This is a genomic window from Paenibacillus sedimenti (assembly GCF_014534655.1).
In the GTDB taxonomy this organism is placed as follows: domain Bacteria; phylum Bacillota; class Bacilli; order Paenibacillales; family NBRC-103111; genus Paenibacillus_E; species Paenibacillus_E sedimenti.
Genome location: NZ_JACVVD010000008.1, coordinates 156391 through 178011 on the forward strand (window position 1 = coordinate 156391; position 21621 = coordinate 178011).

At 48.5% G+C, this 21621-nt stretch carries 21 protein-coding genes; 11 read left to right on the forward strand and 10 right to left on the reverse strand.

Going from position 1 to position 21621, the window contains the following annotated elements; all coding sequences use genetic code 11:
• The first annotated feature begins 16 nt into the window (after positions 1–16).
• From ICC18_RS21560 to ytvI, 4 genes are all read left to right on the forward strand, one after another.
• Entirely contained in the window at positions 17–2224 is a 2208-nt protein-coding gene (locus ICC18_RS21560; protein WP_223192747.1) for an MMPL family transporter, read from the forward strand.
• A 190-nt stretch (positions 2225–2414) separates the two neighbouring features.
• The gene (yfkAB, locus tag ICC18_RS21565; RefSeq protein WP_188176520.1) at positions 2415–3542 is read left to right on the forward strand and encodes a radical SAM/CxCxxxxC motif protein YfkAB; all 1128 of its coding nucleotides are present in this window, start codon (positions 2415–2417) and stop codon (positions 3540–3542) included.
• A gap of 66 nt (positions 3543–3608) precedes the next feature.
• A complete protein-coding gene (locus ICC18_RS21570) occupies positions 3609–4904 on the forward strand; it encodes a hemolysin family protein (RefSeq protein ID WP_188176651.1) in 1296 nt (431 codons plus the stop codon).
• An 18-nt stretch (positions 4905–4922) separates the two neighbouring features.
• Positions 4923–5969, forward strand: a complete 1047-nt coding sequence (gene ytvI, locus ICC18_RS21575; protein ID WP_188176521.1) for a sporulation integral membrane protein YtvI — start codon at positions 4923–4925, stop codon at positions 5967–5969.
• Between the two features lie 264 nt (positions 5970–6233).
• On the opposite strand, the gene ICC18_RS21580 is transcribed toward ytvI, so the two are convergent.
• Positions 6234–6914 carry a C40 family peptidase gene (locus ICC18_RS21580; protein WP_188176522.1) on the reverse strand — a complete coding sequence of 227 codons (681 nt, stop codon included), beginning with the start codon at positions 6912–6914 and terminating at the stop codon, positions 6234–6236.
• Positions 6915–7107: 193 nt separating this feature from the next.
• On the opposite strand from ICC18_RS21580, the gene ICC18_RS21585 reads away from it, so the two are divergent.
• Genes ICC18_RS21585 through ICC18_RS21595 form a run of 3 tightly spaced genes read left to right on the forward strand, consistent with a single transcriptional unit; the run spans position 7108 to position 8192 of the window.
• Positions 7108–7335 carry a spore coat associated protein CotJA gene (locus ICC18_RS21585; RefSeq protein ID WP_188176523.1) on the forward strand — a complete coding sequence of 76 codons (228 nt, stop codon included), beginning with the start codon at positions 7108–7110 and terminating at the stop codon, positions 7333–7335.
• Positions 7332–7598, forward strand: coding sequence for a spore coat protein CotJB (locus ICC18_RS21590; protein WP_188176524.1), 267 nt, complete (start codon positions 7332–7334; stop codon positions 7596–7598). The genes ICC18_RS21585 and ICC18_RS21590 overlap by 4 nt, the downstream gene beginning before the upstream one ends.
• A gap of 24 nt (positions 7599–7622) precedes the next feature.
• The gene (locus tag ICC18_RS21595; RefSeq protein WP_188176525.1) at positions 7623–8192 is read left to right on the forward strand and encodes a manganese catalase family protein; all 570 of its coding nucleotides are present in this window, start codon (positions 7623–7625) and stop codon (positions 8190–8192) included.
• 50 nt (positions 8193–8242) lie between these two features.
• On the opposite strand, the gene ICC18_RS21600 is transcribed toward ICC18_RS21595, so the two are convergent.
• The 3 genes from ICC18_RS21600 to nagB form a co-directional block, all read right to left on the reverse strand.
• Positions 8243–9001 (reverse strand): YdcF family protein, encoded by a 759-nt coding sequence (locus tag ICC18_RS21600; protein ID WP_188176526.1) that lies wholly within the window; start codon positions 8999–9001, stop codon positions 8243–8245.
• 654 nt (positions 9002–9655) lie between these two features.
• On the reverse strand, positions 9656–10828 hold the full coding sequence (nagA, locus tag ICC18_RS21610; RefSeq protein ID WP_188176528.1) for an N-acetylglucosamine-6-phosphate deacetylase: 1173 nt from the start codon (positions 10826–10828) through the stop codon (positions 9656–9658).
• Positions 10825–11553, reverse strand: a complete 729-nt coding sequence (gene nagB / locus ICC18_RS21615) for a glucosamine-6-phosphate deaminase (RefSeq protein WP_188176529.1) — start codon at positions 11551–11553, stop codon at positions 10825–10827. Before nagB ends, nagA begins: the two co-directional genes overlap by 4 nt.
• Before the next feature lie 229 nt (positions 11554–11782).
• Here nagB and ICC18_RS21620 point away from each other — a divergent pair, with 229 nt between their 5' ends.
• Positions 11783–12451: an HAD family hydrolase gene (locus ICC18_RS21620; protein WP_188176652.1), complete on the forward strand. Its 669-nt coding sequence runs from the start codon at positions 11783–11785 to the stop codon at positions 12449–12451.
• 74 nt (positions 12452–12525) lie between these two features.
• A complete protein-coding gene (locus tag ICC18_RS21625; protein WP_188176530.1) occupies positions 12526–12750 on the forward strand; it encodes a spore germination protein in 225 nt (74 codons plus the stop codon).
• A gap of 257 nt (positions 12751–13007) precedes the next feature.
• On the opposite strand, the gene ICC18_RS21630 is transcribed toward ICC18_RS21625, so the two are convergent.
• From ICC18_RS21630 to ICC18_RS21650, 5 genes are read right to left on the reverse strand one after another with little or no spacing between them, the layout of a single operon-like run.
• A complete protein-coding gene (locus ICC18_RS21630) occupies positions 13008–14147 on the reverse strand; it encodes a YheC/YheD family endospore coat-associated protein (protein ID WP_188176531.1) in 1140 nt (379 codons plus the stop codon).
• 6 nt (positions 14148–14153) lie between these two features.
• Entirely contained in the window at positions 14154–15281 is a 1128-nt protein-coding gene (locus tag ICC18_RS21635; RefSeq protein ID WP_188176532.1) for a YheC/YheD family endospore coat-associated protein, read from the reverse strand.
• Positions 15281–16648 (reverse strand): YheC/YheD family endospore coat-associated protein, encoded by a 1368-nt coding sequence (locus tag ICC18_RS21640; RefSeq protein WP_188176533.1) that lies wholly within the window; start codon positions 16646–16648, stop codon positions 15281–15283. Before ICC18_RS21640 ends, ICC18_RS21635 begins: the two co-directional genes overlap by 1 nt.
• A 12-nt stretch (positions 16649–16660) precedes the next feature.
• Positions 16661–17788, reverse strand: a complete 1128-nt coding sequence (locus tag ICC18_RS21645; protein ID WP_188176534.1) for a YheC/YheD family endospore coat-associated protein — start codon at positions 17786–17788, stop codon at positions 16661–16663.
• 9 nt (positions 17789–17797) lie between these two features.
• Positions 17798–19174: a YheC/YheD family endospore coat-associated protein gene (locus ICC18_RS21650; protein WP_188176535.1), complete on the reverse strand. Its 1377-nt coding sequence runs from the start codon at positions 19172–19174 to the stop codon at positions 17798–17800.
• A gap of 204 nt (positions 19175–19378) precedes the next feature.
• Between ICC18_RS21650 and ICC18_RS21655 the strand changes: the two genes are divergently transcribed.
• A complete protein-coding gene (locus ICC18_RS21655; RefSeq protein ID WP_188176536.1) occupies positions 19379–19714 on the forward strand; it encodes a YlbF/YmcA family competence regulator in 336 nt (111 codons plus the stop codon).
• A gap of 110 nt (positions 19715–19824) precedes the next feature.
• On the opposite strand, the gene ICC18_RS21660 is transcribed toward ICC18_RS21655, so the two are convergent.
• On the reverse strand, positions 19825–20409 hold the full coding sequence (locus tag ICC18_RS21660) for an NAD(P)H-dependent oxidoreductase (RefSeq protein WP_188176537.1): 585 nt from the start codon (positions 20407–20409) through the stop codon (positions 19825–19827).
• Positions 20410–20544: 135 nt separating this feature from the next.
• Between ICC18_RS21660 and ICC18_RS21665 the strand changes: the two genes are divergently transcribed.
• Positions 20545–21600: an acyltransferase gene (locus tag ICC18_RS21665; RefSeq protein ID WP_188176538.1), complete on the forward strand. Its 1056-nt coding sequence runs from the start codon at positions 20545–20547 to the stop codon at positions 21598–21600.
• Positions 21601–21621 lie beyond the last annotated feature (21 nt).

Here is a 21621-nt window from a genome sequence, read left to right on the forward strand (position 1 = left end):
TAAAGGGGGGATTCATTTGAAGGAATCTGCAGTCAAGGGAGTTTTCTGGCGATGGGGTTATGCGATGCATCGATTCCGGTGGTTTGTGCTTGCCGTCGGCATCATCCTTCTCCTCGGTTTTGCTCTGTTTGCCCAGAAAACGCCCGGCATTTTAAAAGATAACGGTTTTACGCCGAGAGGCAGCGAATCCGACCGGGGTTTAATGCAGCTTCGCGATGAGCTGGGCATGCCGTTAACCGCACTAAATCTGGTCTACACAGGCAAAGGCCTTGATTTGACAGAGGAACGGCATCGAGAAGTGATTATGAATTCACTCGCAGATTTGAAGAAACTGCCATACATAGAAGATGTCAGCTTCGTATCAACGTCGCGTAAAGAGGGTCATCGGGATGTCCAGGCAGTTGTAGTTGGCTTAAGTTTAGATACAGATCCGGCACTTGCGAAGTATCCGGAAATCAAAGAGCGCGTGCATCCGCCTGATGGGATGAATGTTTATGTCAGCGGTGGACCGGCCATTTTGTACGATATGCAGGTGGCAAGTAAACGGGATATCGCCAAATCCGAAGCGATCGGATTGCCGATGGCGCTTGTCGTTCTTCTGATTATATTCGGCACTTTAGTAGCTGCGGTACTGCCGATGATCGTCGGATTGATGAGCGTAACGCTTACGCTGGGAATAACCTATTTTATTGCTCAGTATCAATCGTTATCCAATTTTCTCCCTAATATGGTTACGATGCTTGGACTTGCTGTTGGGATCGATTATGCGCTATTTCTCGTCAGCCGGTTTCGAGAAGAGCTTAAACGCCAGCCGGACGTGGCTGAAGCTGTAGCTATGACCTGTCAGACTGCGGGCAAGTCGATATTTTTCTCCGGTATTGCCGTATTGATCGGACTGCTGGGTATGCTGTTCGTGAATCTAACCTTCTTCCGATCCCTTAGTTTGGGCGGAGTCATTGTGGTAATGATTTCAGTCATTGTTGCCAATACGATGCTGCTCTCGCTGCTGGGCATCCTAGGTATTCGTATTAATTCTTTGCAAGTCTTGCCTCGGCGTTTTCGTAAGCAAGAGGCATCCCGCTTTTGGGAACGAATGGCTTATGGCGTTATGAAACGCCCGTTTTTTCTGGTTATCGTGGTAGGCGGTATCCTTTTGTGGGCTATGATGCCCATTCGTCAAATGGCATTAAGTGTGCCGAATGCGGAATTGCTTCCTCCCGCTTACGAGTCCCGATACGGTTCGGATCTCATGAAGCAGGCTTATGATCCGAGAATGATGGGGCCGATTCAAATTGTCGTTCATACGGAATCAGAGGTATGGGAGGAGAAATCGATCCGTCAGGTTCGCGCTTACGGGGAGCGGGTTGCTGGCGTAGCAGGCGTTAAAGAAGTCCGAAGCTATGTCAGTTCATTAGGCAGCCATGCGGAATCGGAACTGGCTCTGATGCTGAAAGACCCACAGACCCGAGCGCAAATCGAATCCGCTAAGCTGGCCAAAGGACATACGGCGCTTATGGTCATCGTTCCTGAGAAAGATCCGGATGATCCGGTTACAGACGAGCTGGTCCGGGAGCTTCGCAGTTTAGATCGTGATGGGATGGACGTTGCTGTCACAGGAGGGCCGGCTTATCGAATCGATATTATCGATCGCATTCAGGATCAAATTCCCAAAGTGCTTACATTCGTGATGGGCATCACGTACATCGTATTGCTCATTGCCTTCCGGTCTGTCCTGCTTCCGCTTAAGGCGGTACTAATGAATATGCTTAGCTTGGGAGCGAGTCTTGGTTTTGTTGTCCTGGTCTTTCAATACGGGTATTTGGCTGATACACTTCATATAACTTCTATTGGTTATGTGAGTGCCACGCTGCCTGTCATCATATTTTGCGTGGTGTTCGGCATATCGATGGACTATGAAGTGTTTCTGATCTCCCGCATTATGGAGGAATACGAAACAAGCGGAGATAATGATCGGAGTACGGCGGAAGGGCTCAAAAAAACAGGAAGCTTAATCACAAGCGCGGCATTTATTTTGGTCGTTGTCGTTGGATCTTTCATTTTCACGGATATTGAAATCATGAAGGCTCTTGGGCTGGGGCTCGGACTTGCCGTTCTGATTGATGCGACCATCATCCGCGTTATGCTCGTGCCGGCCTTGATGAAGCTGCTTGGAGAAGCGAACTGGTGGGCACCGGGATGGCTGCGGAGGCGGCCTGAAACATAGCCCGATTCCCATTAGCGAGAACCGAATGAGACGGGGAAAGGGCGTGATAACAGCTTCCTTTCCACGGGTTCGGTTTTCTTTTTTACTAATCATAAGTTACAATATAGGGCATAGGTATAGGCATGACTAGTACCATCGGGTAATAGATGTACGAACTGAATAAGGAAATGATAGGTCAGGTGTGAACAGCATGAATGTGAATGTAACTCGCTCCGTATTGCCGGAGCTATCTCCCCAGTATGACCCTTGGGATCCGATTCGGTCCTATCGAAAATACGGGAAACATGTATTAACAAGCGTAGAACTTACGATAACGAATCTTTGCAATATGCGGTGCGAACACTGTGCAGTAGGCGACTCTTTAACGATGACTGAAGGGCCGAGACTGCCGATTGATTTGATTTTGCGCAAGCTTGATCAGGTCGAACATTTGGAAACGATCAGCTTAACCGGCGGTGAACCGTCTTATCATCTGAAGACCGTACAGGACTATATGCTGCCAATATTGAAATATGCGCGAGAACGCGGCATTCGAACGCAGATCAATTCCAACTTGACGCTGGATTTGGCCAGATATGAGCTTCTTGCTCCTTATCTGGACGTCATGCATATCTCATTCAATTATTTGAATGCGGAGGATTTCCATCAAGTCGGTTTCGTAAATAGCCATCATCCGGTCAGTTACGATACCGCGGCACGTATGTACGAGCGTATGGTAGAGAATACGATTGCCCTTAGCAAGGGGGGCCTCTACGTATCAGCAGAGTCCATGATTAACACGAGGACCTACGAGAAATTGCCTGGCATACATAAACTCATCCAAGAAATGGGTTGTAAGCGGCACGAGGTACATCCGATGTATGCCAGCTCATTTGCCTCCCATCTGCCGATGGTTACGCTCCCGCAGCTCCGGAGCAGTATTCACCGCCTGTTGGACAGTCGGAACAAAGAGATGTGGATGCTGTTCGGTACGCTTCCATTCTTCGCCTGCAATGATGATGAAGAAGATCGGGATCTGGTCAAAAGGCTTCGCCATGAACCGAATGTGACGGTTCGCAACGATCCGGACGGACGCAATCGATTGAACGTCAGTACATTTACAGGCGATGTCTACGTGACGGATTTTGCGGATGAGCCGCCTCTTGGTAATGTTCATCAGGATGAACTGGACACCATTTTTGCCCGTTGGGAGAACAATCCACTCAACTTACGTGTGAATTGCTTCTGCAATGAAGCAGCTTGCTGCGGACCGAACCTGCTGGTAGCGGATTCCTATTACAGAACTGTCGATTTCAAAAGCCGTAAAGCTATCATTTAATCCTTATTTTTGAAGGAGACTTACTCATTGCTTACTTCATTTGATTTCGGTTCCATCGCATTGAATATGGCTTTGGTCATTGTACTGGTGTTGCTTAACGCCTTTTTCGTTGCTGCCGAATTCGCGCTTGTGAAAGTGCGACAATCCCGCATTCAACAGCTTCTGAATGAAGGCAGCGGAAAAGCCAAATACGCGATGACTGTAACTTCCAAATTAGATACTTACTTATCCGCAACCCAGCTTGGTATTACACTAGCCTCTTTAGGTCTGGGCTGGGTTGGTGAGCCGGCTGTCTCGGAACTTATTATCGAGCCGCTCCTGCACTCGATGCACATTGAGCCCTCTGTGTATACCGATACTCTCTCTTTTATCATAGCGTTTGGGTTTATTACGTTCCTGCACATCGTGCTGGGTGAATTGGCTCCCAAGTCATTCGCTATTCAAAAGGCAGAATTGACCTCTTTGTGGCTGTCTGCTCCACTGCTTTTCTTCTATAAGCTATTTCGTCCGATCATCTGGCTTTTGAACGGTGCTGCTAACACGTTCTTACGTTGGATAGGCGTAGAGCCGGCCAGTGAGCTTGAAGCTGCGCATACGGAGGAAGAAATTCGAATCCTTATGGACGAGAGCGTGAGAAGCGGCCATATCGATCAGGATGAGATGGTCTTATTCGATAATATTTTCGAGTTTTCAGAACGTATTGCCCGTGAAGTTATGTTGCCGCGTACCGATATGGATTGTTTGTTTCTCGACTTGAGCTTTATTGAGAATTTGCGGATGGTGCACGAAACGAAACATACCCGTTATCCTGTCGGCAAGGAGGATAAGGATAATATCGTCGGTTTTGTGCATATTGCCGATTTGCTGACGGCGGATCCTGATGAAGAGCAAGAACTTCAAACGTTTATTCGTCCGATTCTGAACGTTCCCGAGTCCATGGAAGTCAGCCGCGTTCTGAAGCTTATGCAGAAAAAGCATTCCCAATTGGCTATCGTCATTGATGAATACGGCGGAACAGCGGGGCTTTTGACACTTGAAGATATTTTGGAGGAAATTGTCGGGGAACTGCACGATGAATTCGATATCGATGAACGGCCGGGCGTTGAAGTGAAAGATAAGTATACCTCCGTAGACGGACGAGTACTGATCGAGGACTTAAATGACATGTTGGATTTGGATATTGAAGACGAGGATGTGGACTCCATTGGAGGCTGGTTGTTTAAAAAGCTGGAAGGCGCGCCGGTGAAAGGGAAGAAGGTAGAGTTCGGCGCCCATATATTTGAAGTATCAGAAGTGGATAGATTGCGTATTGTACGCATACATATAACTAAAAACAGCTCGGAGAAACCTGGAAACGAATAAGCGGAGGAGCTCCCATCCATGCCTTTGAAAACTGTCGTGATCATGGTTCTTGGACTGCTGCTTTTATACGGACTGTTTACCGTAGGACTCCCGTTTTTGCTGGCTATGGTCACAGCTATTTTCCTCGATCCGATAACTGTCCTGCTCATGCGAGGGACAAGAGTGAATCGGATGACCGCTGCAACGGTTGTCGGTACGCTCTTTACTTTGCTGACCCTGACGCTATTCTACTTTATCGGTTTGAACGTTGTCACCGAATTGATTGAACTGGGACGCAAGGCGCCGAACTACATGGAAGAAGTAAATAAGTATGTCGATCAAGCCGTGACGCGTACGCAAGGGTTTTATGAATCCTTGTCGCCGGATATGGCAGCGCAGGTGCAAACCTGGCTGGAGCGCGGTATAGAGACCTTGACGGGGACGTTGACTGATGTGCTTAGCGGCATTTCGGGGTTTTTCCTTAATGTGGCGGGTAAAATTCCGAATATGTTCATTTGGATGATTGGATTCGTTATAGCGCTTTACCTATTCATGTTCAGCCTGCCGAAGTTGAAAGCGGCGTTTCTTTCGATGTTCGAGGAGCAATCCAAAAGAAAAATGGAGAATGTGCTCTTGAACCTGCGAGGGGCGATCTTCGGGTTTATCCGGGCGCAGCTCATTATGGCGGTTTTGACCTATTTGGTTACGTTCATCGGGTTATTGGTTTTGCGTGCAGAGTACCCGCTGGCTATTTCATTAATAGTTATGTCCATGGAATTTGTGCCTGTTCTCGGTACCGGCCTCGTATTCATCCCGTGGTTTACGTATCAATTGCTGGCCGGACATATGGCTATGGGGATCGGACTGTTGGTGCTGTTCCTCATTTTGACCATATTCCGGCGAATCATTGAACCTAAAGTGCTTAGCGATGCTGTAGGAATTAATGCGTTAGCGGCGTTAATCAGTTTGTATGTGGGCTTCGAACTCATGGGAATTATGGGTTTGTTCTTAGGACCTCTGGTCGTCATTATTTATCAGGCGATGAGAAAAGCCGGTTTGTTGAAGTTGAACATCAAGATGGATTGAAGAAATCTATTCTGTAATTGGAAAAGACCGCTCTTCCTAAATTCGTTTAGGGAGTTGGCGGTCTTTGTTTGTTAAGTCTACTTTAATAAATGTTTTAAAAGCCGGTTTTCAAAACCGAGAAGGTTGGACATATCCGGAGAAGGAGGAACGGAGCGTAGTGATGTGCTACGTGAGTACCGGACTTCCCGGATTTTATTCAAGATTCGATGTCGATTTACAACCTGAATAACTTCGTTTTCAAAGCCGGCTTTTTAAACTACCTATTTAGTAAATGCGTTTGGCTCCGAGGTACTTTGGCCCCCAGAAAGAGCTAGTCATACTTTGCGGATAAATACCGGCCGATCTCGTTGCAGATAGGAACTGACCGTTGCCCATATAGAAGCCGACATGATCAACGATCCCAGGTGTTGGGATGGAGAAAAATACCAGGTCGCCGGGCTGCAAGTTCGCTGCAGGAACGGAAGTTCCCATTTCGTAATACGATTTGGACGAAGTACGTACCATAGGAACGCCGTGTTTTTGAAACATAAAGTAGACGAAACCGGAGCAATCAAACCCCGTAGGGGTTACGCCTCCCCAGAGGTAAGGAACACGCAGATAGTTCATTGCATCACTCATCATCGTACGTTTTGTAATTGCATGCGCGATGCTCGTTTGGGTTATCGCATCCGCAATCCCCGTAATCGGGAGCAGATAGGCTTTTTGATAGTCTTTAACAGCTTGTGTTGTAATCGTACCGAAGTAACCGGTTACAGTAGGGTATGTAAAAAATCCAAGGGTCTTCAAATTTTGCTGCAACACGGAGACGGATGTACTCGTCATCCCTTGGGACAAAGATGAACTGCTGGTTGTAGCGGCATACGCGGGCGCTGCGGGAATCATGCTGCTAACGGAGGCTGTCATAAACATTGCGGCAGTAGCGAAAATCAGCTTTTGTTTGATCATCGTTGTTCCTCCATATTCATTTGTATATGTAGTAAGCTGCTGATTTCATTGTAGCCGCCCGATCATCCTTCATACAATGTGGAAATGTTGGAAAACATGTGATTTTGGTCAAGTCGTGCTGCATATAACCATCTTGTAGGACTCTGTGAAACTGAAGAAGGTCCCATCATGCTTAGGGAAAAGGAGGAGCGGTATGCATTACACGCAATTCAAAGCGTATTACCCTTACATCGGTCCGTTTGATCCATGTCCACCGATTCGCGAAAAATTTTATAATACACCGCCACAACTATACATGGTTTATCAGCCTCCAGGATTGCCGCAATATAGTCCCTATGAAGCTTTAAAGTGTGGAACGCTTTGGCCGGCTCTGTTCGGACCGTACGATGCGAAAGCGGTTGAAGGGAGGGTCGGAACATGAGCCATGCCAGTATGCCCGATTCATACTACAAGCAGCTCCATGATTTACAGGCCGTCGATTTCGTCTTAATCGAATTAACACTATATCTGGATACGCATCCGGATGATTTAGCTGCACTCCAGCAATACAATCAATTCGCTCAGAAACGAATGCAAATTGCGCATCAGTTCGAGATGGAATTCGGTCCGCTTATGGCCTATGGCCACAGTTTTACCAAGCATCCTTGGCAGTGGATCGAACCGCCATGGCCATGGCAAGTATAAGAGGAGGAGGAGGAGGCAGAGCATATGTGGATTTATGAGAAAAAGCTGCAGTACCCCGTACGCGTAAGCAAATGCGACCCTCATATGGCAAAGCTGCTTCTGGAGCAGTACGGCGGGGCAGATGGCGAACTGGCAGCAGCGCTTCGTTATTTGAATCAGCGTTACTCGATACCGGATAAAGTGATCGGGCTGTTAACGGACATTGGGACTGAGGAATTTGCACATTTGGAAATGATTGCCACAATGGTTTACAAGCTCACAAAAGACGCGACCGTTGATCAGCTTAAGGCGGCCGGATTGGGAGATCATTATGTCAGCCATGACAGAGCGTTGTTTTATCAAAATGCTTCAGGAGTGCCCTGGACAGCGGCGTACATACAAGCGAAAGGAGATCCGATCGCCGATCTGTATGAGGATATTGCGGCCGAGGAGAAAGCGAGAGCGACGTATCAATGGCTGATTGATATGACCGATGATGTTGACCTGCAGGATGGCTTGAAATTCCTGAGGGAGAGGGAGGTCGTTCACTCCATGCGCTTTAGGGAAGCGGTGGAAATGCTGAAGGAGGATAGGGAGACGAAGAAAGTTTTTTGAGCGATGCAAATAGAAGGCTGCCCGCAAGCGAGCAGCCTTTATTGTAAATATTATGAAGAACTTGCGCCGAACAAACCTAAATATTCTTTAAGCGCCACCGTCGTTGCCGATAACCCGACGGCCGAAGGAATGAATTTGCTGACATAAAGTTTTTGTTGCTTAGCCATTTGATAATCAGTAGGGTAGGGGAGAACGTCCACCTTTAGCTTTTGAAAATGTTTCACTGCACGAGCCATATGAAAGGCCGATGTGATAAGAACAGGTCGTTTCCACCCTTGCTGGTTCAAGATGGATTGCGTATGAGCCGCATTTTCTTCGGTGTTCCGGCTCGTATCGTCTAGCATAATGGCCGATTCTGGGACGCCAAGGGCCAGCAAGTGCCGTTTGGCAATCTGAGATTCATTGCCTGAATCGCTGTAGACCTGGCCGCCCGACAGCACGATGGGCAGTTTGGTCTGCCGGTAAAGTTCAGCGACAGTCATTACACGTGCGGCCGTATAAGGGCTAAGATAGCCTTCTCCGCGAGTGAGCGGGTCAGGCGTATCCGGAATGGCTCCGCCTGCCAGCATCACGAGGACGTCGCCGGAGACCTGCTCTGGAGGCGTATATCTTTGTTCAATGGAGCCAAGAAAAGCATTGGCGAAATAAGGCATGGAGCAGGCGCATAGCAAAAGAGCGGCAATCCCGACGAGAAGGGATCCGAGAAATTCTCTCCGCTGCTGCAGCCATAAGGCAATGCTTAGCAGGAGAAGGATGATAATGCCAGGCGGGAATAAGAGGGTGTACACAATTTTTATTGCATAGATCATAGCGAGACAAGCCCTTTCTATAACGGCAAACCTTTTTAAGCACTGTTCGACAAATGTTGGCTAAGTCCTGCTGCTTTACCAAATTTGAACAAAAGAGGGACGGGCAAAGCCGATATGCCAAAAAAAATCTTTACTAAAGTCCGGAAAAACACAATTGCATATTACATACATCCACCAAAACAGTTTGGAGTCCGATTTTACAAGATTGCAGCTTAGATTGTGCAAGAGAGTGTTCGATGAGCGCATGATAAGCTGGCAAAATCGAACTCCAGCCGCTAGCTCCATTCACTTCGTTTTTGCAATTGGGCGAAATCGGACTGCGTTTAAAACTTTCGGAACCTAAAGTACTCGGTGCGAAGTATGGTGCCGCTATAGAAAAAATAGCTGCCCCGCGGTCTATCTTGACCTTCGTGGCAGCTATCATATATCGAAATGCAAAACATGCAGCTTGATTGAGGGAAATTGGCAGTTCCGGCTGATCTACATGTAAAATGTACATTTGAATCATGCGCCTAGAGCACTTTCAAGCCGAATGATGTGAAATTACCTGTATGAAATGCAGGTGAATCAAGTAAATCTGCCATTTTCCGCAATTTTATATGCAGGAAATGCAGGTCATCGCAGCATGAGACAGAGGCTCGCAGGCATGAAGGCTTAAGCAGTGATTTCCCGACCCTGCACCCACACGCGCTCCAGCTCCAGCCCGGCGCTGATCAGCAGCAGGTCGGCACGCTTGCCCTGTGCAATCGAGCCGTGTGTCGCATCCAGGCGCAGCAGCCGCGCCGGATTGCCGCTCGCGTAACGGCTTGATTCTTCCACGCTGACTCCGACCTCGCGCACCATAAAACGGAACGCCTCGATCATCGTCAGCGTGCTGCCGGCGAGCGAGCCGCCTTCCGTCAGCCGGGCGACGCCCGACTGCACGGTCACGGCCTGCCCGCCGAGCTCGTACTGCCCGTCGCCGAGCCCGGCGGCGGACATCGCGTCCGTGATCAGCAGCAGGCCGTGCGGCTGCTTGACCATCGTCAGCAGGCGGATCACCGCCGGGTGCACATGGTGCCCGTCGGCGATCACTTCGCCGCTGACTCGCGCGTCGGTGAGTACCGTACCGACGGTACCCGGCTCGCGATGATGGAGCCCCTTCATCGCGTTGAAGGTGTGCACCGCATGCGAGAGCCCCTCAGCAACGGCCGACTGCATGTCGGCGTAGCTAGCGTCGGTGTGGCCGCATGCGGCGACAATGCCGCGATCGCGCAGCCACGCGATCATTTCAAGGCCGCCCTCGCGCTCGGGGGCGAGGGTGAGCTGCCGCACGAGCTGCGGATAGCGCTCGTGCCAATCTTCGAGCCACTCCAGCTGCGGCGGCAGCATGAGGCGAGGATCCTGCGCGCCCGCCCATTTGGGCGAGATGAAAGGGCCTTCCAAATGTACGCCAAGCAGCTCAGCGTACGGCATCTCTTTACTCATGTAGCTGTGCACTTCGCCAAGCACGCGGTCAATATCTTCGCGCGTTGCTGTCATCGTGGTAGCGAGCATTCCCGTTGTCCCGTTCCGTGCATGGAAGCGGGTGATCGTATCCAGTATCTCCGGATTCGAGTCCATGAAATCGGCGCCGTACCCGCCATGCACATGCACATCAATGAAGCCGGGCAGCAGCCATTTGCCTTCGGCGTCAATATGCACAGCATCGGCATGTGCCGATTCGGAATTCACGGAGGCGGCATTCCCGACATAAGCAATTACACCATCCGTAACACGGATAAGGCCATTCTCGATGATGCCTTGTTCGGTAACGATTCTAGCGTTCGAAATCGTCAGGTTATTCATTCAAAATACCTCCCGGCCTCCGCGTCGAGAAGGACAACCAGATGCGGATGAGTTTGCAAAAGCGTAGCTGGAATTTCAGTTGTAATCGGTCCTGTCAACGCGCGATGTACAATCTTGGCTTTATCGGTTCCACGGACGATGAGCAGTATCGTTTTGGCTTTCAAAATGGTGCCGACTCCCATAGTCAATGCATGCGTGGGCACTTCATCAATCGATGAGAAGAAACGGGCATTCGCTTCCCGCGTTTCAGGCTTCAGCTCCACCCGGTGGGTACCGCTGATCAGGGAATGGTCGGGTTCATTGAAGCCGATATGTCCATTATGGCCAAGGCCGAGAATTTGCAAGTCAATTTGCTTGACTTTCTCTAATTCCTGGTTGTATCGCTTACACTCCGCGTTCGAATCCGGTGCGTTTCCGTTAGGAATATGGGCTTGTTCCATTGGCAAATCGATTTGAGAGAATAAGTGATGCTTCATATAAGCATGGTAACTCTCGGGATGATCTTCCGGCAAGCCGACGTACTCATCCAGGTTAAAAGTTGTAACGGATTTGAAGCTGACGCGCCCTTTTTCATAAGCTTTGACCAGCTCTTCGTAAATACCGACGGGAGTGCCCCCGGTCGCCAGTCCAAGAACGGCTTTCGGCTGCATTTGAACGAGTGAGGTAATTATGCCGGCCCCAGCCTCATTAAGCTCTTGTTGATTTTGGAAAATATGAATATTCACTAACGTTCTCCTCACTTTCATGGTGCATTTTGTTCGATTATGAGTTCATTTTGCGAAAAATTATCATTTTTAATTAAAATTATTCTCATTTCAATCATAACTGAATTATTTCTCAACAGCAACAGGCTTTTTACCAAATATGAACATTGACTAACATGGGTATGTTTGCCATTCTTAACTAAGATCTACATAGCTTATTTTCCCATGCAAAAGGAGAGGAAACTGGATGATGCAAACCAAACGGCCACAACCCGAAGCGATGCTTTTCGATTTGGATGGCACGCTGTTTCAGACGGAAACATTGCTGCTGCCTGCTTATCATGCAACGTTTGAGGAGCTTCGCGAGAAGGGTTTATTTAAAGGAGAAACGCCACCGGAAGAACTCATTTTGGGAGCGCTTGGCATGCTGCTCGAGCATATCTGGCAGCGAGTTATGCCGGAGGCGTCTATGGAAGCGAGGCTTCAGGCGGACAAGCTTCTCCTGCATTATCAAATGGAAGGGCTGAAGCAAGGCGAAGGCGTGTTGTATGATGGCGTTGCTGAAACGCTAAAGGCGCTGCATGCCAAGGGAATTCGCTTGTTTGTGGCGAGCAATGGGCTCGAGGATTACGTCAAGCATGTGGTACAAGCCAAAGGTATCGGGGAGCTGTTCGAAGGATTGTACAGCGCGGGCGAATATCAAACGAAGTCGAAAGTCGATTTGGTGAAATTGTTATTGGAAACTCACAACATTCAGTCGGCGTGGATGGTCGGTGACCGTTCCTCCGATGTGGAAGCGGGACTCCGGAATGGTTTGACGGTTGCAGCCTGCGATTACGCCGGTTTCCGGGAGAAAGGCGAGCTCGAAGGCGCTCATATCCGCATTAAAAGTTTCGATGAGTTACTAGTATATCTTTAATCGTAAAACGGTTGTCGCAAGGGCTTCATAATGGGCATACACTATAGCACATTGACGATAAGGGTGCTGATACTATGCCTTCTTTTGTAGGAGTTTTTAACATCATTAGAAACGAAGGAAGTCTGATCAACGGGGATACTTGCTTAGTGGCTCCTACCAGTGCCTCCAAGACGAATGCCGGCGGCGGCAACAGTATAACCGGAGATTTCACGATATCCACGACGCTGGTTAGCGCCACAATCACCTTTGATCCTGACGGTATGGAAGCAGGGGCAAACAAAGTAGGAACAGGCGCGTAAAGATATTGAGGAGAATGTTAGATCGATTCAAGCCCGAAGTTTGGGCTGCCCGAATCGATCTTTTCTTTTTGAAGTTTGTTGGAGGGGGGGCTTGTACAAGTACAGCGCTGATGAAGTATCTGCATGAACGATTGACGAAGATGATAAGGTACAGGAATTGCAAAGTCATTCATGAGAGACCCGATTCAGGTAAATCACATATGTAACACGGAACCCTTATTGCGAATGCAGCGTGGTTCCGTTCGTTTGCTATTATTTTATTCAATAACCTCATTCGTATCAGATTCGATAGACGATGTCGTACTATCTTTCTTACCTTCCCTCATCATCCATAGCGCGTATTCCAGCGGGCGTGTAACCGCCTTCCGATAGGTCTCTTTTTGACCAATTCTCCGGAAAACTTCACGGGAAGGCTTCGGATTTACCTCCAGCAGCCAGATCTGACCGTTCGGATCGACGGCGATATCCATGCCTAATTCACACAGCTTGCCGAATTTCGTTTCCAAAAATGCGGCGAGCTTATAAGCGAAGCTGTTCATTTCTTTTTTAATCTCGTTGATCTTAGCTTGCGAGGAGAAGCGATATGATAACAGCCGATCTAAGGAGACGGCGCTGCCTCCGCCATGCAGATTCGACGTAATGCTGCGGGGGGGGCCGATACGGCCTGCGCATCCGGTGACCTCCCATTCACCGCGGCCATTTTTTTGAATGAGCAATCGGTAATCATGCACGCGTCCGTCTTTCAAGGTTAGCGGGATGCCTTGCTGCACGACGAAGTCCGGACTTAACTTCAGCGTATGGAGTTTGATCATGAGCTGTTTTTCCGATGCGCGAAAAGGAGCCAGAATGGTACGCTGCTGACTGCGTCCCTGTAATAAATACAAGTCGTTGCCGATTTGTTCGATGCGCAGAATACCTCTGCCCCCGGTTCCATTCTTCGGTTTGACGTAAATGAGTTTATGCTTCTTGATAGCGCGCATCAACTCTTGAGTCGTACTGTAACGAACCGTGGCAGGGACATATTTGCGAATTGTTTCACTTTCAGTAAGCACTTGATGCATTTTCCATTTATTTGCCAAAGGTCTGCTTAAATAAATAAGCGTTGCATGACTTTTGCGGAAAGCTTGCAGCATTCGATAATTGGCTGCAGCTTTATAGCGGCAGCGGTCGTAAATGACGGGAGGGAAGGAGGTGCGCCTGCGAATCCATTTCCCGATTTGAGCATCATAGGTCAAAGTTCGGACAGATGTATTGCTCTCTACATCGTCCGGCGTAAACACCTCGACTTGAACCCCCAGCTTTTTTCCCTCTTGGCTCAGCTTTCGGAAAAAAGAGAGTTCCTCCAGCCGAGTTTTGCTTAAATAAATAGCGAGTACGCCCAGTCGTTGTGGAGCCAAGCATAATCACCTTCTTCTTCCATGATTGATCAGATATTGGCTGTATCCGATAATACGTTCAAGAGATTTTTTGCGAATCTGCGGTTCGTCGAATTTCATCGGTTTGGAATTCGCTTCGAAGAACCAGATGTTTTTGTCGGTATCGACGCCTAGGTCCATGGACATTTCCCCAAGCTGATTCCCGGATGCTCGTTCAATCTGCTTGGCGAGCGTAACGGCTGCTTTCCTTGCCCGACTTAGAATATGCTTCGCTTCCTTGGCGCCAAAAGCATGCGCAAGCAGTTTACTAGGGTCGTCGATCGAACCGCCGCGCGGCACATGCGTTGTAATACTGGACTTACCGGCAACACGAGCTCCGATGCCGGAAACGCTCCATAAACCTTTAGAAGTCTTCTGGATAAGCGCCCGCAAATCAAAGGGCCTATGGTTGAAGCGGGTAAGCGCAATACCTTGTTGTGCGATATAATCTTCCGATCCGTGACGTTTATTCCACTCTTTCCAGAGATCGTCGACCGAGTTGTGCATGGTATAGGTCATCTGTTTATTATGTTGCCGGCTCAGCCTGTAATCATGAGCATTGTTCTTATTGGTGATTCGATCAATGCGCATGATCCCTTTTCCCGCCTTCCCTTTGACAGGCTTTAAGTAAAGCACAGGGTGCTTTCGCAATAATTGCTTCAAATCGTTAGCAGATTTTAACTGCATCGTGTCCGGAATAAACGGTTTACTCTCCCTGGAGTTATTGAGCCATTCGAAGAGCGACCATTTATTGAAAAAGGAAGGGTTGAAGAGATGGACAGCGCCGCTTCGATTACAGGCTTGGATCGTCTGCTGGACTTCCGGCCGCATCTCCATTTTGCGATAAGGGATCCGATTATAAATGACCTGGGGAGAGGGAACGAGTTCCCGTCTCCATCTTTTTTTGGTGAAATCGTAGCGATAGCCATTCATCCGGGGGGTTGTTAGGCTAAAATCAGAGATCGTCACGACGTAGACGTCTACACCTAACCGATCCCCGGTGCGGATTAAATCCAGAAAATTGTCCAGATTCCCGCGAAACACTCGTTTATTGTCTTTAACCGTCAGAATGGCTAGAGAAGGTTTTCGCCCAATCTCGTGAAGGAAGAATCCCATCAGTTCTCCCTCCTTGATCGGAAACGACTCAAGTAAAGGCAATGCTCATAGATATTCGTTAGTGAAGCGATATCCCCAGCCTTTAAGGACGGATGTTTGAAAATCGATCTTCCCGGTTTCGCGTTCGCTTCGAACATCCAAATTTTCTCATTCTGATCGATACCGATATCGAATCCAAGCTCACCGAGCAAGTGATTGTAGTTGTTTTCAATACCTTCCGCCAGCTTAACGGCCGTTTCTTTGGCATTCGTAAGGACTTGTTCGGCACGGCTGCCATAGATTTGACGCAGCACCTGCTCCGGTGTCATCAACTGGCCGCCGGTGCGGATATGTGTGGTCACACTGCCCTTGCCGGCTTTCTTGGCTCCTATGGCGGCTACAACCCAGTTATTGTTGCCGTTCTTCGTCATATGGAAGCGGAAATCAATCGGGCAGCTGTCAATTTCAATCAAACGGATACCTTGTTGCGCCACGTAATTCGTTAATCGGCCTCGCCCTGTCCCGAGCATCCTCATAAGACCATCGAACTTGGCGTAACGGATGAGCACATTTTTACCGGTTTTGCGATAGCGGACAAAATACCCTTTTTTGGGGTTATACGTCACGCGATAAATACCAATGCCCAGACTTCCTGCCGTCGGCTTTAAGTAAATGAACTTATGTTTATCAAGCATTTCTTTTATCTGTTCCGCAGATGGATTGATGCGGGATTCAGGAACGAATTTGAACACTTCGTCGCCATCGAGCATTTTGTAGACGTCCCATTTATCAAAGAAGCTCCAGTTAAAGAGGGGGATGCCTCTACGCACGAAGCGTTCTTTAAATCCCTGAATGCCGGCCGTTTTTTCAGCCTTCCTGCTGGATAGACGATTATAGACGACATCCGGTAAGGGGAATGTTCTGCGGACCCAACCGCCGCCGCTTTTGAGGAGAATGCCGGAGACCGTTTCTTGTGCCCAATTCACATCTCGTGGACTAAAGGCGAAATGGAAAGATTTGGATGACCCTGTATTCATGATTTGCCGGATAAAACCGGTTTTAGATCCGAAGGGAGCTGTGGAGCTGCCCGTCACATTCGTCAAAATGCCGATCAAGGGACCAAGACGAAGTTCTTTGTTGCCGTTGCTAGCAGCCAAAACATTGCCAACTCTAGGTATGCGTAAGATGCTCATCAGCGTGAGCGGGATGTACATATGCTGGCCAGCCTTTTTGATCAGACGAACCGGAAGGGTTGCCGATTTGCTGCCGACCTTTACAGTTACGGATTTGGCGCCGGTTAACCGTAAAGCTTTGGCGAGTTCACTTGTGAGGTAGACCGATCGATCTTTTCGTTGTACGGCGTGGAGCATGCACGTTGTCAAACTCATTAGGTTACCCTCCTAAACTTGTTGCGCTAGCTTCTTGTGTAGTAGAAATCCGGCATAGCGGATCGGATTCGATAAGGACTTTATGCGAGCTTTCTCGTTGCGCATTTGCGCAAAAATCGTGCGGCCCGGCTTTGAATTTACTTCTAAAACCCAAATATGGCCGAAGCTGTCGATACCCAGATCAATGCCAAGCTCAGCCAATCGTCCATGATGGGCTTCCAGAACCGGCGGGATGCGGCTGGAGAGCCTGATGAGATCGGCAATCAGCTCTTCAGCCTTGAGCTCTCCAAACTGCTGCTTCAGAAAGGAGGAGACCTCTTCAACCGACCCTCCGCCATGCAGATTCGAGGTGACGCTTCCGGGTTTGCCGAGGCGCACGGCCATGCCGGTGTTCTCCCATGATCCGAATCCGTTCTTTTGCACGAGGGAACGAACGTCATAGGCCATGCCTTCCGTCGAAAGTAGGGGAAGGTACTGCTGTATTAAATAGGGCCGATAGCCGATTAAGCTGCGCAGCCATTGCCAGCAAGCATCAAATTGCTTAAATTGCCGGTGGATCGGCAGGTTTTTGGCGTTGCGCCCCTCTACAATGAAAAGCTGTCCCTCAGAGGGGGACACGACTTTCCGAATGTGGAGGGCACCTTTTCCATGGCTGCCGCCCACAGGTTTAAGAAAGACGTCCGATTTCTCATTCAGCCATTTCCACAGGTCATGCCCGTGTGCAAGTTTGCGTGTTTCCGGTAAATGAGGCTGAAGTACGTCGTCTTTTTGTAAAATTTGTTGAACGTCCCATTTGCCGCTGAGGCCATACCCCAGAAAGCGTATGCCGGGCATAGCGCGCAGTTTGCGTACATGATAGCGGTACTGATGATAGCTGGCCCTGTTGTTAAAAAAACACCGGTCATAAATGAGAGAAGGCAGAGGGAAGAGGCTCGTGACCCATTCCTTGCTCTCCAGGACATACGTATGTCCTGTCACCGTATGTTTCTCCCAATCGATCCGATTCGGCGAGAAGACGAACACATCCAGGTCTTCCTTGGCGCCTAGGCTTGAAAGGCGCTCGTAGAAAGCTGAATTCGCAAAAGGCAGCTTCCGATTCAGTTCCGTCACCATGATTCCAAGTAAGGGACGTGTCTGCATAATTTCACCTCAAAACTTGGCTAAAAAGCGTGAGTATTGCACGAGTTGCTTCACAGAAGGGCGGATTTTACGTTCCACGTTTAATTGTGTATTATCATCCTTGGATGGTTTGGAGTTTACCTCAAGCAACCATACTTTCCCGTGATTATCCACGGCAAGGTCAATGCCCAGCTCGCCGAAATGATTCGGAATCTGCGCTTCGATCCCCTTAGCTATGTCCAAGGAAGCCTTGCGCAATCGCCCGGACACAAGGACGCGGGATTTGGCGCTTAACGATGATTTGGCGAGTGCGTTCGGGACGGTGCTAAGCGTACCGCCTCTCGCCAAATTGGATACGAAGTGCTGAGTTCCGGCGATTCGGCCGACAATCGAGGTGATGGACCACTGCCCGAGCGGCCCCTTCTGCACGAGCGCCCGGAAGTCGACAGGTCTGCCCGCTGATGTAATGAGGTCGAGGCCTTGTTGGAGCTGGTAGCGCTGCGTTTTCAGCTTGCCGGATAACGCTTGAAATGCGCTCGTGAGCGTTGGAAAGGATTGTTTGCGAACACCGCCAAGATTGGTGAAATGACACGTGTAAGTGTCTCCGGCTTCCCGGCGAATCCGAATGATGCCTTTGCCGAGGCTTCCCGTGATGGGTTTCAGGAAAAGCACGGGATGTCGGCTGGACATGGACTTTAGCATTTGGTAGTTTTTAAACAGGTAGGATTCCGGCAAATAACCGTGAAGGCTGTTATCTTTACGCAGCGCCTCGAATACTTCCGTTTTGTCTAAATATTTTTCATTAAAAACTTCCGTGCCATATCGGGATTTAACTTCGCTTAGGAACTGTTGAACATGTTTCAGGTTCTCATATTTACGCGAAGTGAGCCGGTTATAAATCACATTTGGAATCGGAAACGTTTTTTTGCTCCATGCACCATTGGCGTACGAATATGCGGACACGGATTGAGCGGTCCCACGCATTTCGCCGGGAGGGAAAAAGCACACAAAAGCGCCAAACTTTTCACATGCCGCTGTCATTTCCTTGCAAAAGGCAGTAATGGCGCCAAATGGACGATCCGAAGAGCCGGCATAAACACGACTGACCATTACTCCAATCAGCGGTCCGATCGACAAGGTATTGCTGCTTTGCCTATAATGGAGACAGAGCTTCGATCCTTGATGAAGACCGAGTTTGGATGCCAGAGCAGGGTTTACACGCAAGCTGTTCTTAATGGAGGCGGTAATGACTTTGATATCCTGCTTGACAGAGCCAAAACGCAAGGTTATCGTTTGATTGGTTGGGATTTTCCATTTTTTTGCAATGGCTTCACTTAGAACAACGGTCCGATCATCCAAATAGATGCTGGTGCCTTGAATCGATATCCCAATTTTCGTCCTGGTCAATAGCGAACACTCCTTCCAGCATCAAAAATGGCATTGCTGTTTAAGCAAAGTAAACTACTCCATTGTATGAGGACATAAATCCAGTGGTGCTTAAGAAACTGCTTGAAAGTGCCGTGGGAAGAGCCCAACCGAAAAAAGGAAATGATTAGTTAGCGTATAAAAATCTGATTATATTTTTAAAACATCAATTAGGGGGTATCGTAGATGAATGTGCATGACAAAGCTTACGACCTGGCAAGAGCGATTAAAGAGAGCAGCGAGTATATGGAAATGAAAGATATTCGCGCCAAGGTGGATGCAGATCCGTCCGCCAAAAACATGCTGGAAGATTTTCGTAAACGCCAAACGGAATTTCAGCAAAAGATGATGGCCGGCGAAATGCCGCCGCAAGAGGAAATGGAACAAATGCAGAAGCTGTACGAGGTGCTTGCGCTGAATCCGAACATCGGCCGTTTGTTTGATGCGGAGCGCCGCTTGTCGGTTGTGCTGGAGGATGTTCAGCGCATTATTGCGGAGCCTCTAGAGAGCATGTTGAAATAAATAAGAGGCCGTCCCGACAGTAGAGCGATCTACGATGGGGCGGCCTTTTATTTGCTTCATAATTCATGAACTTGAGAAAAATCGTTCCGCTTCTCAACCCCGTATGCGGATCAGAAGTGGGTTTGAAAAGTCTGTTCCACTTGTGCCAACATGCCTTTTCGTGCTGCGTCATCAACCTGAGGAACACTGCCGAAGAAGAGGTGATTTACGACTTCAATACCGCAAAAATCAAAAATGCCTCCGTCCGACGTTTGCTTCAAAGACTGAGTCATGCCGATGGATTCGTAAATATCGCTTGGCGTTCCATGGGTGCTGATCAGCAAGCCCTTCTTGCCGGTAAGCAGTTTTTCAATATTCCCGTTTGATCCATATGCATAGGCGAATCCGTAGGATAGCACACGGTCTACATAGCCCTTAAGAATGGCCGGCAGCCCCGTCCACCAAACGGGATAGATAAAAGTTATACAATCCGCCCCGGCGATATAATCCTGTTCCTTCCGGATATCCTCAGGAGTTTGCCCCGAACGCAAAGCCGCCATATCCTCGGATGTCAATACAGCATTGAAATTCATTTGGTAGAGGTCGCGAACGGTCACCTCATGGCCTTTTGCTTCTAATGCTTTAGTCGATGTGTCAAGTATAGCGTGATTAAAGCTATTTGGGTTCGGATGCGCATAAACAAGCAGATGCTTCATGGTTCCCTCCATGATTGAGTATTTGAACGGAATCATTTTCCCCTAAATATTGAACCCTATGCATGAGTTGCGTTAGCTAACGAAACTCATTATAGTAAAAAGGGGATTGATGAAGAAAAGAGGACAAAAACCGTTATGGCTAAAGCAAAAATTACAGAGCTTGATATCGTCCGGGCGCTAGCGATTATAGCTGTCGTTCTGATCCATGTGACAGCAGACAGCACCGTGGATCCGGCTTTGATTGGGAGCAGCACGCAGTTATTCAGCATTATTTTGAACAAAGTCAGCTATTTTGCCGTACCTGTGTTTATTTTTATTAGCGGAATTGTATTGTTTTATATTTATATCGATAATTGGAGCGCCGGACAAGCGGGAATCTTCTATTGGAAGAGAGTGCGTCAGGTATTGGTTCCCTATATCGTTTGGTCTTTTTTCTATTATATTTATAATCCCTGGTTATGGACGCCCGGACATCCTGTTAAGGTGGAGCCTTCCGTGTTTCTGGAGCAGCTGAAGTGGGCGGACTCCGGTTATCATCTTTATTTTATGATCATTATCGTTCAGTTCTATTTGCTATTCCCATTACTAGTGTGGGCAGCACGGAAGCTATTATGGTTTAGACGAACGATGGCGCTATGGGGAATATTGATTCAGGCGGGCGTCTATGTCTACAGTCATTGGTTTGGCACCATTAGCCATAAGCCTGAGCTTTGCATCACGTATTTCGGTTACTTCCTCGTGGGTGGGGCTATCGGCATTCATTATCCGGCTTTTCGGGCATGGCTGGACCGCAATAAAGGCTGGGTGCTTCCATCTACGATACTGAGTGGCATTGCCTATGTCATGTTGTTTGTCGGGGCTCTAAAGGGATACAGGATCGATAATACGTGGTATGAGGTATTGTGGGTGCTCTACAGCATCGGCATCGGCGTAAGCTTCATTTGGCTGGCGCAGCTGCTCCAGAAGAATGCGGACCGGTTGGCAAGCTTTCTTACATCGCTCGGCGCGGTATCCTTTGGTGTTTATTTAATGCATCCGGCGCTATTGTCCATGTGGAAATTCAAAGTGAAATTGCCCGGCTCCATCGCGCTTTTCAACTTGTATAACCTTATTGTGCTTGTGCTTATTATTGCGATCCCATGGATGCTAACTCTTCTTTTTCGCAAAGGAAGAAAGTTATTATCTACTTAGTTCGACTCAAATAAGATTCGG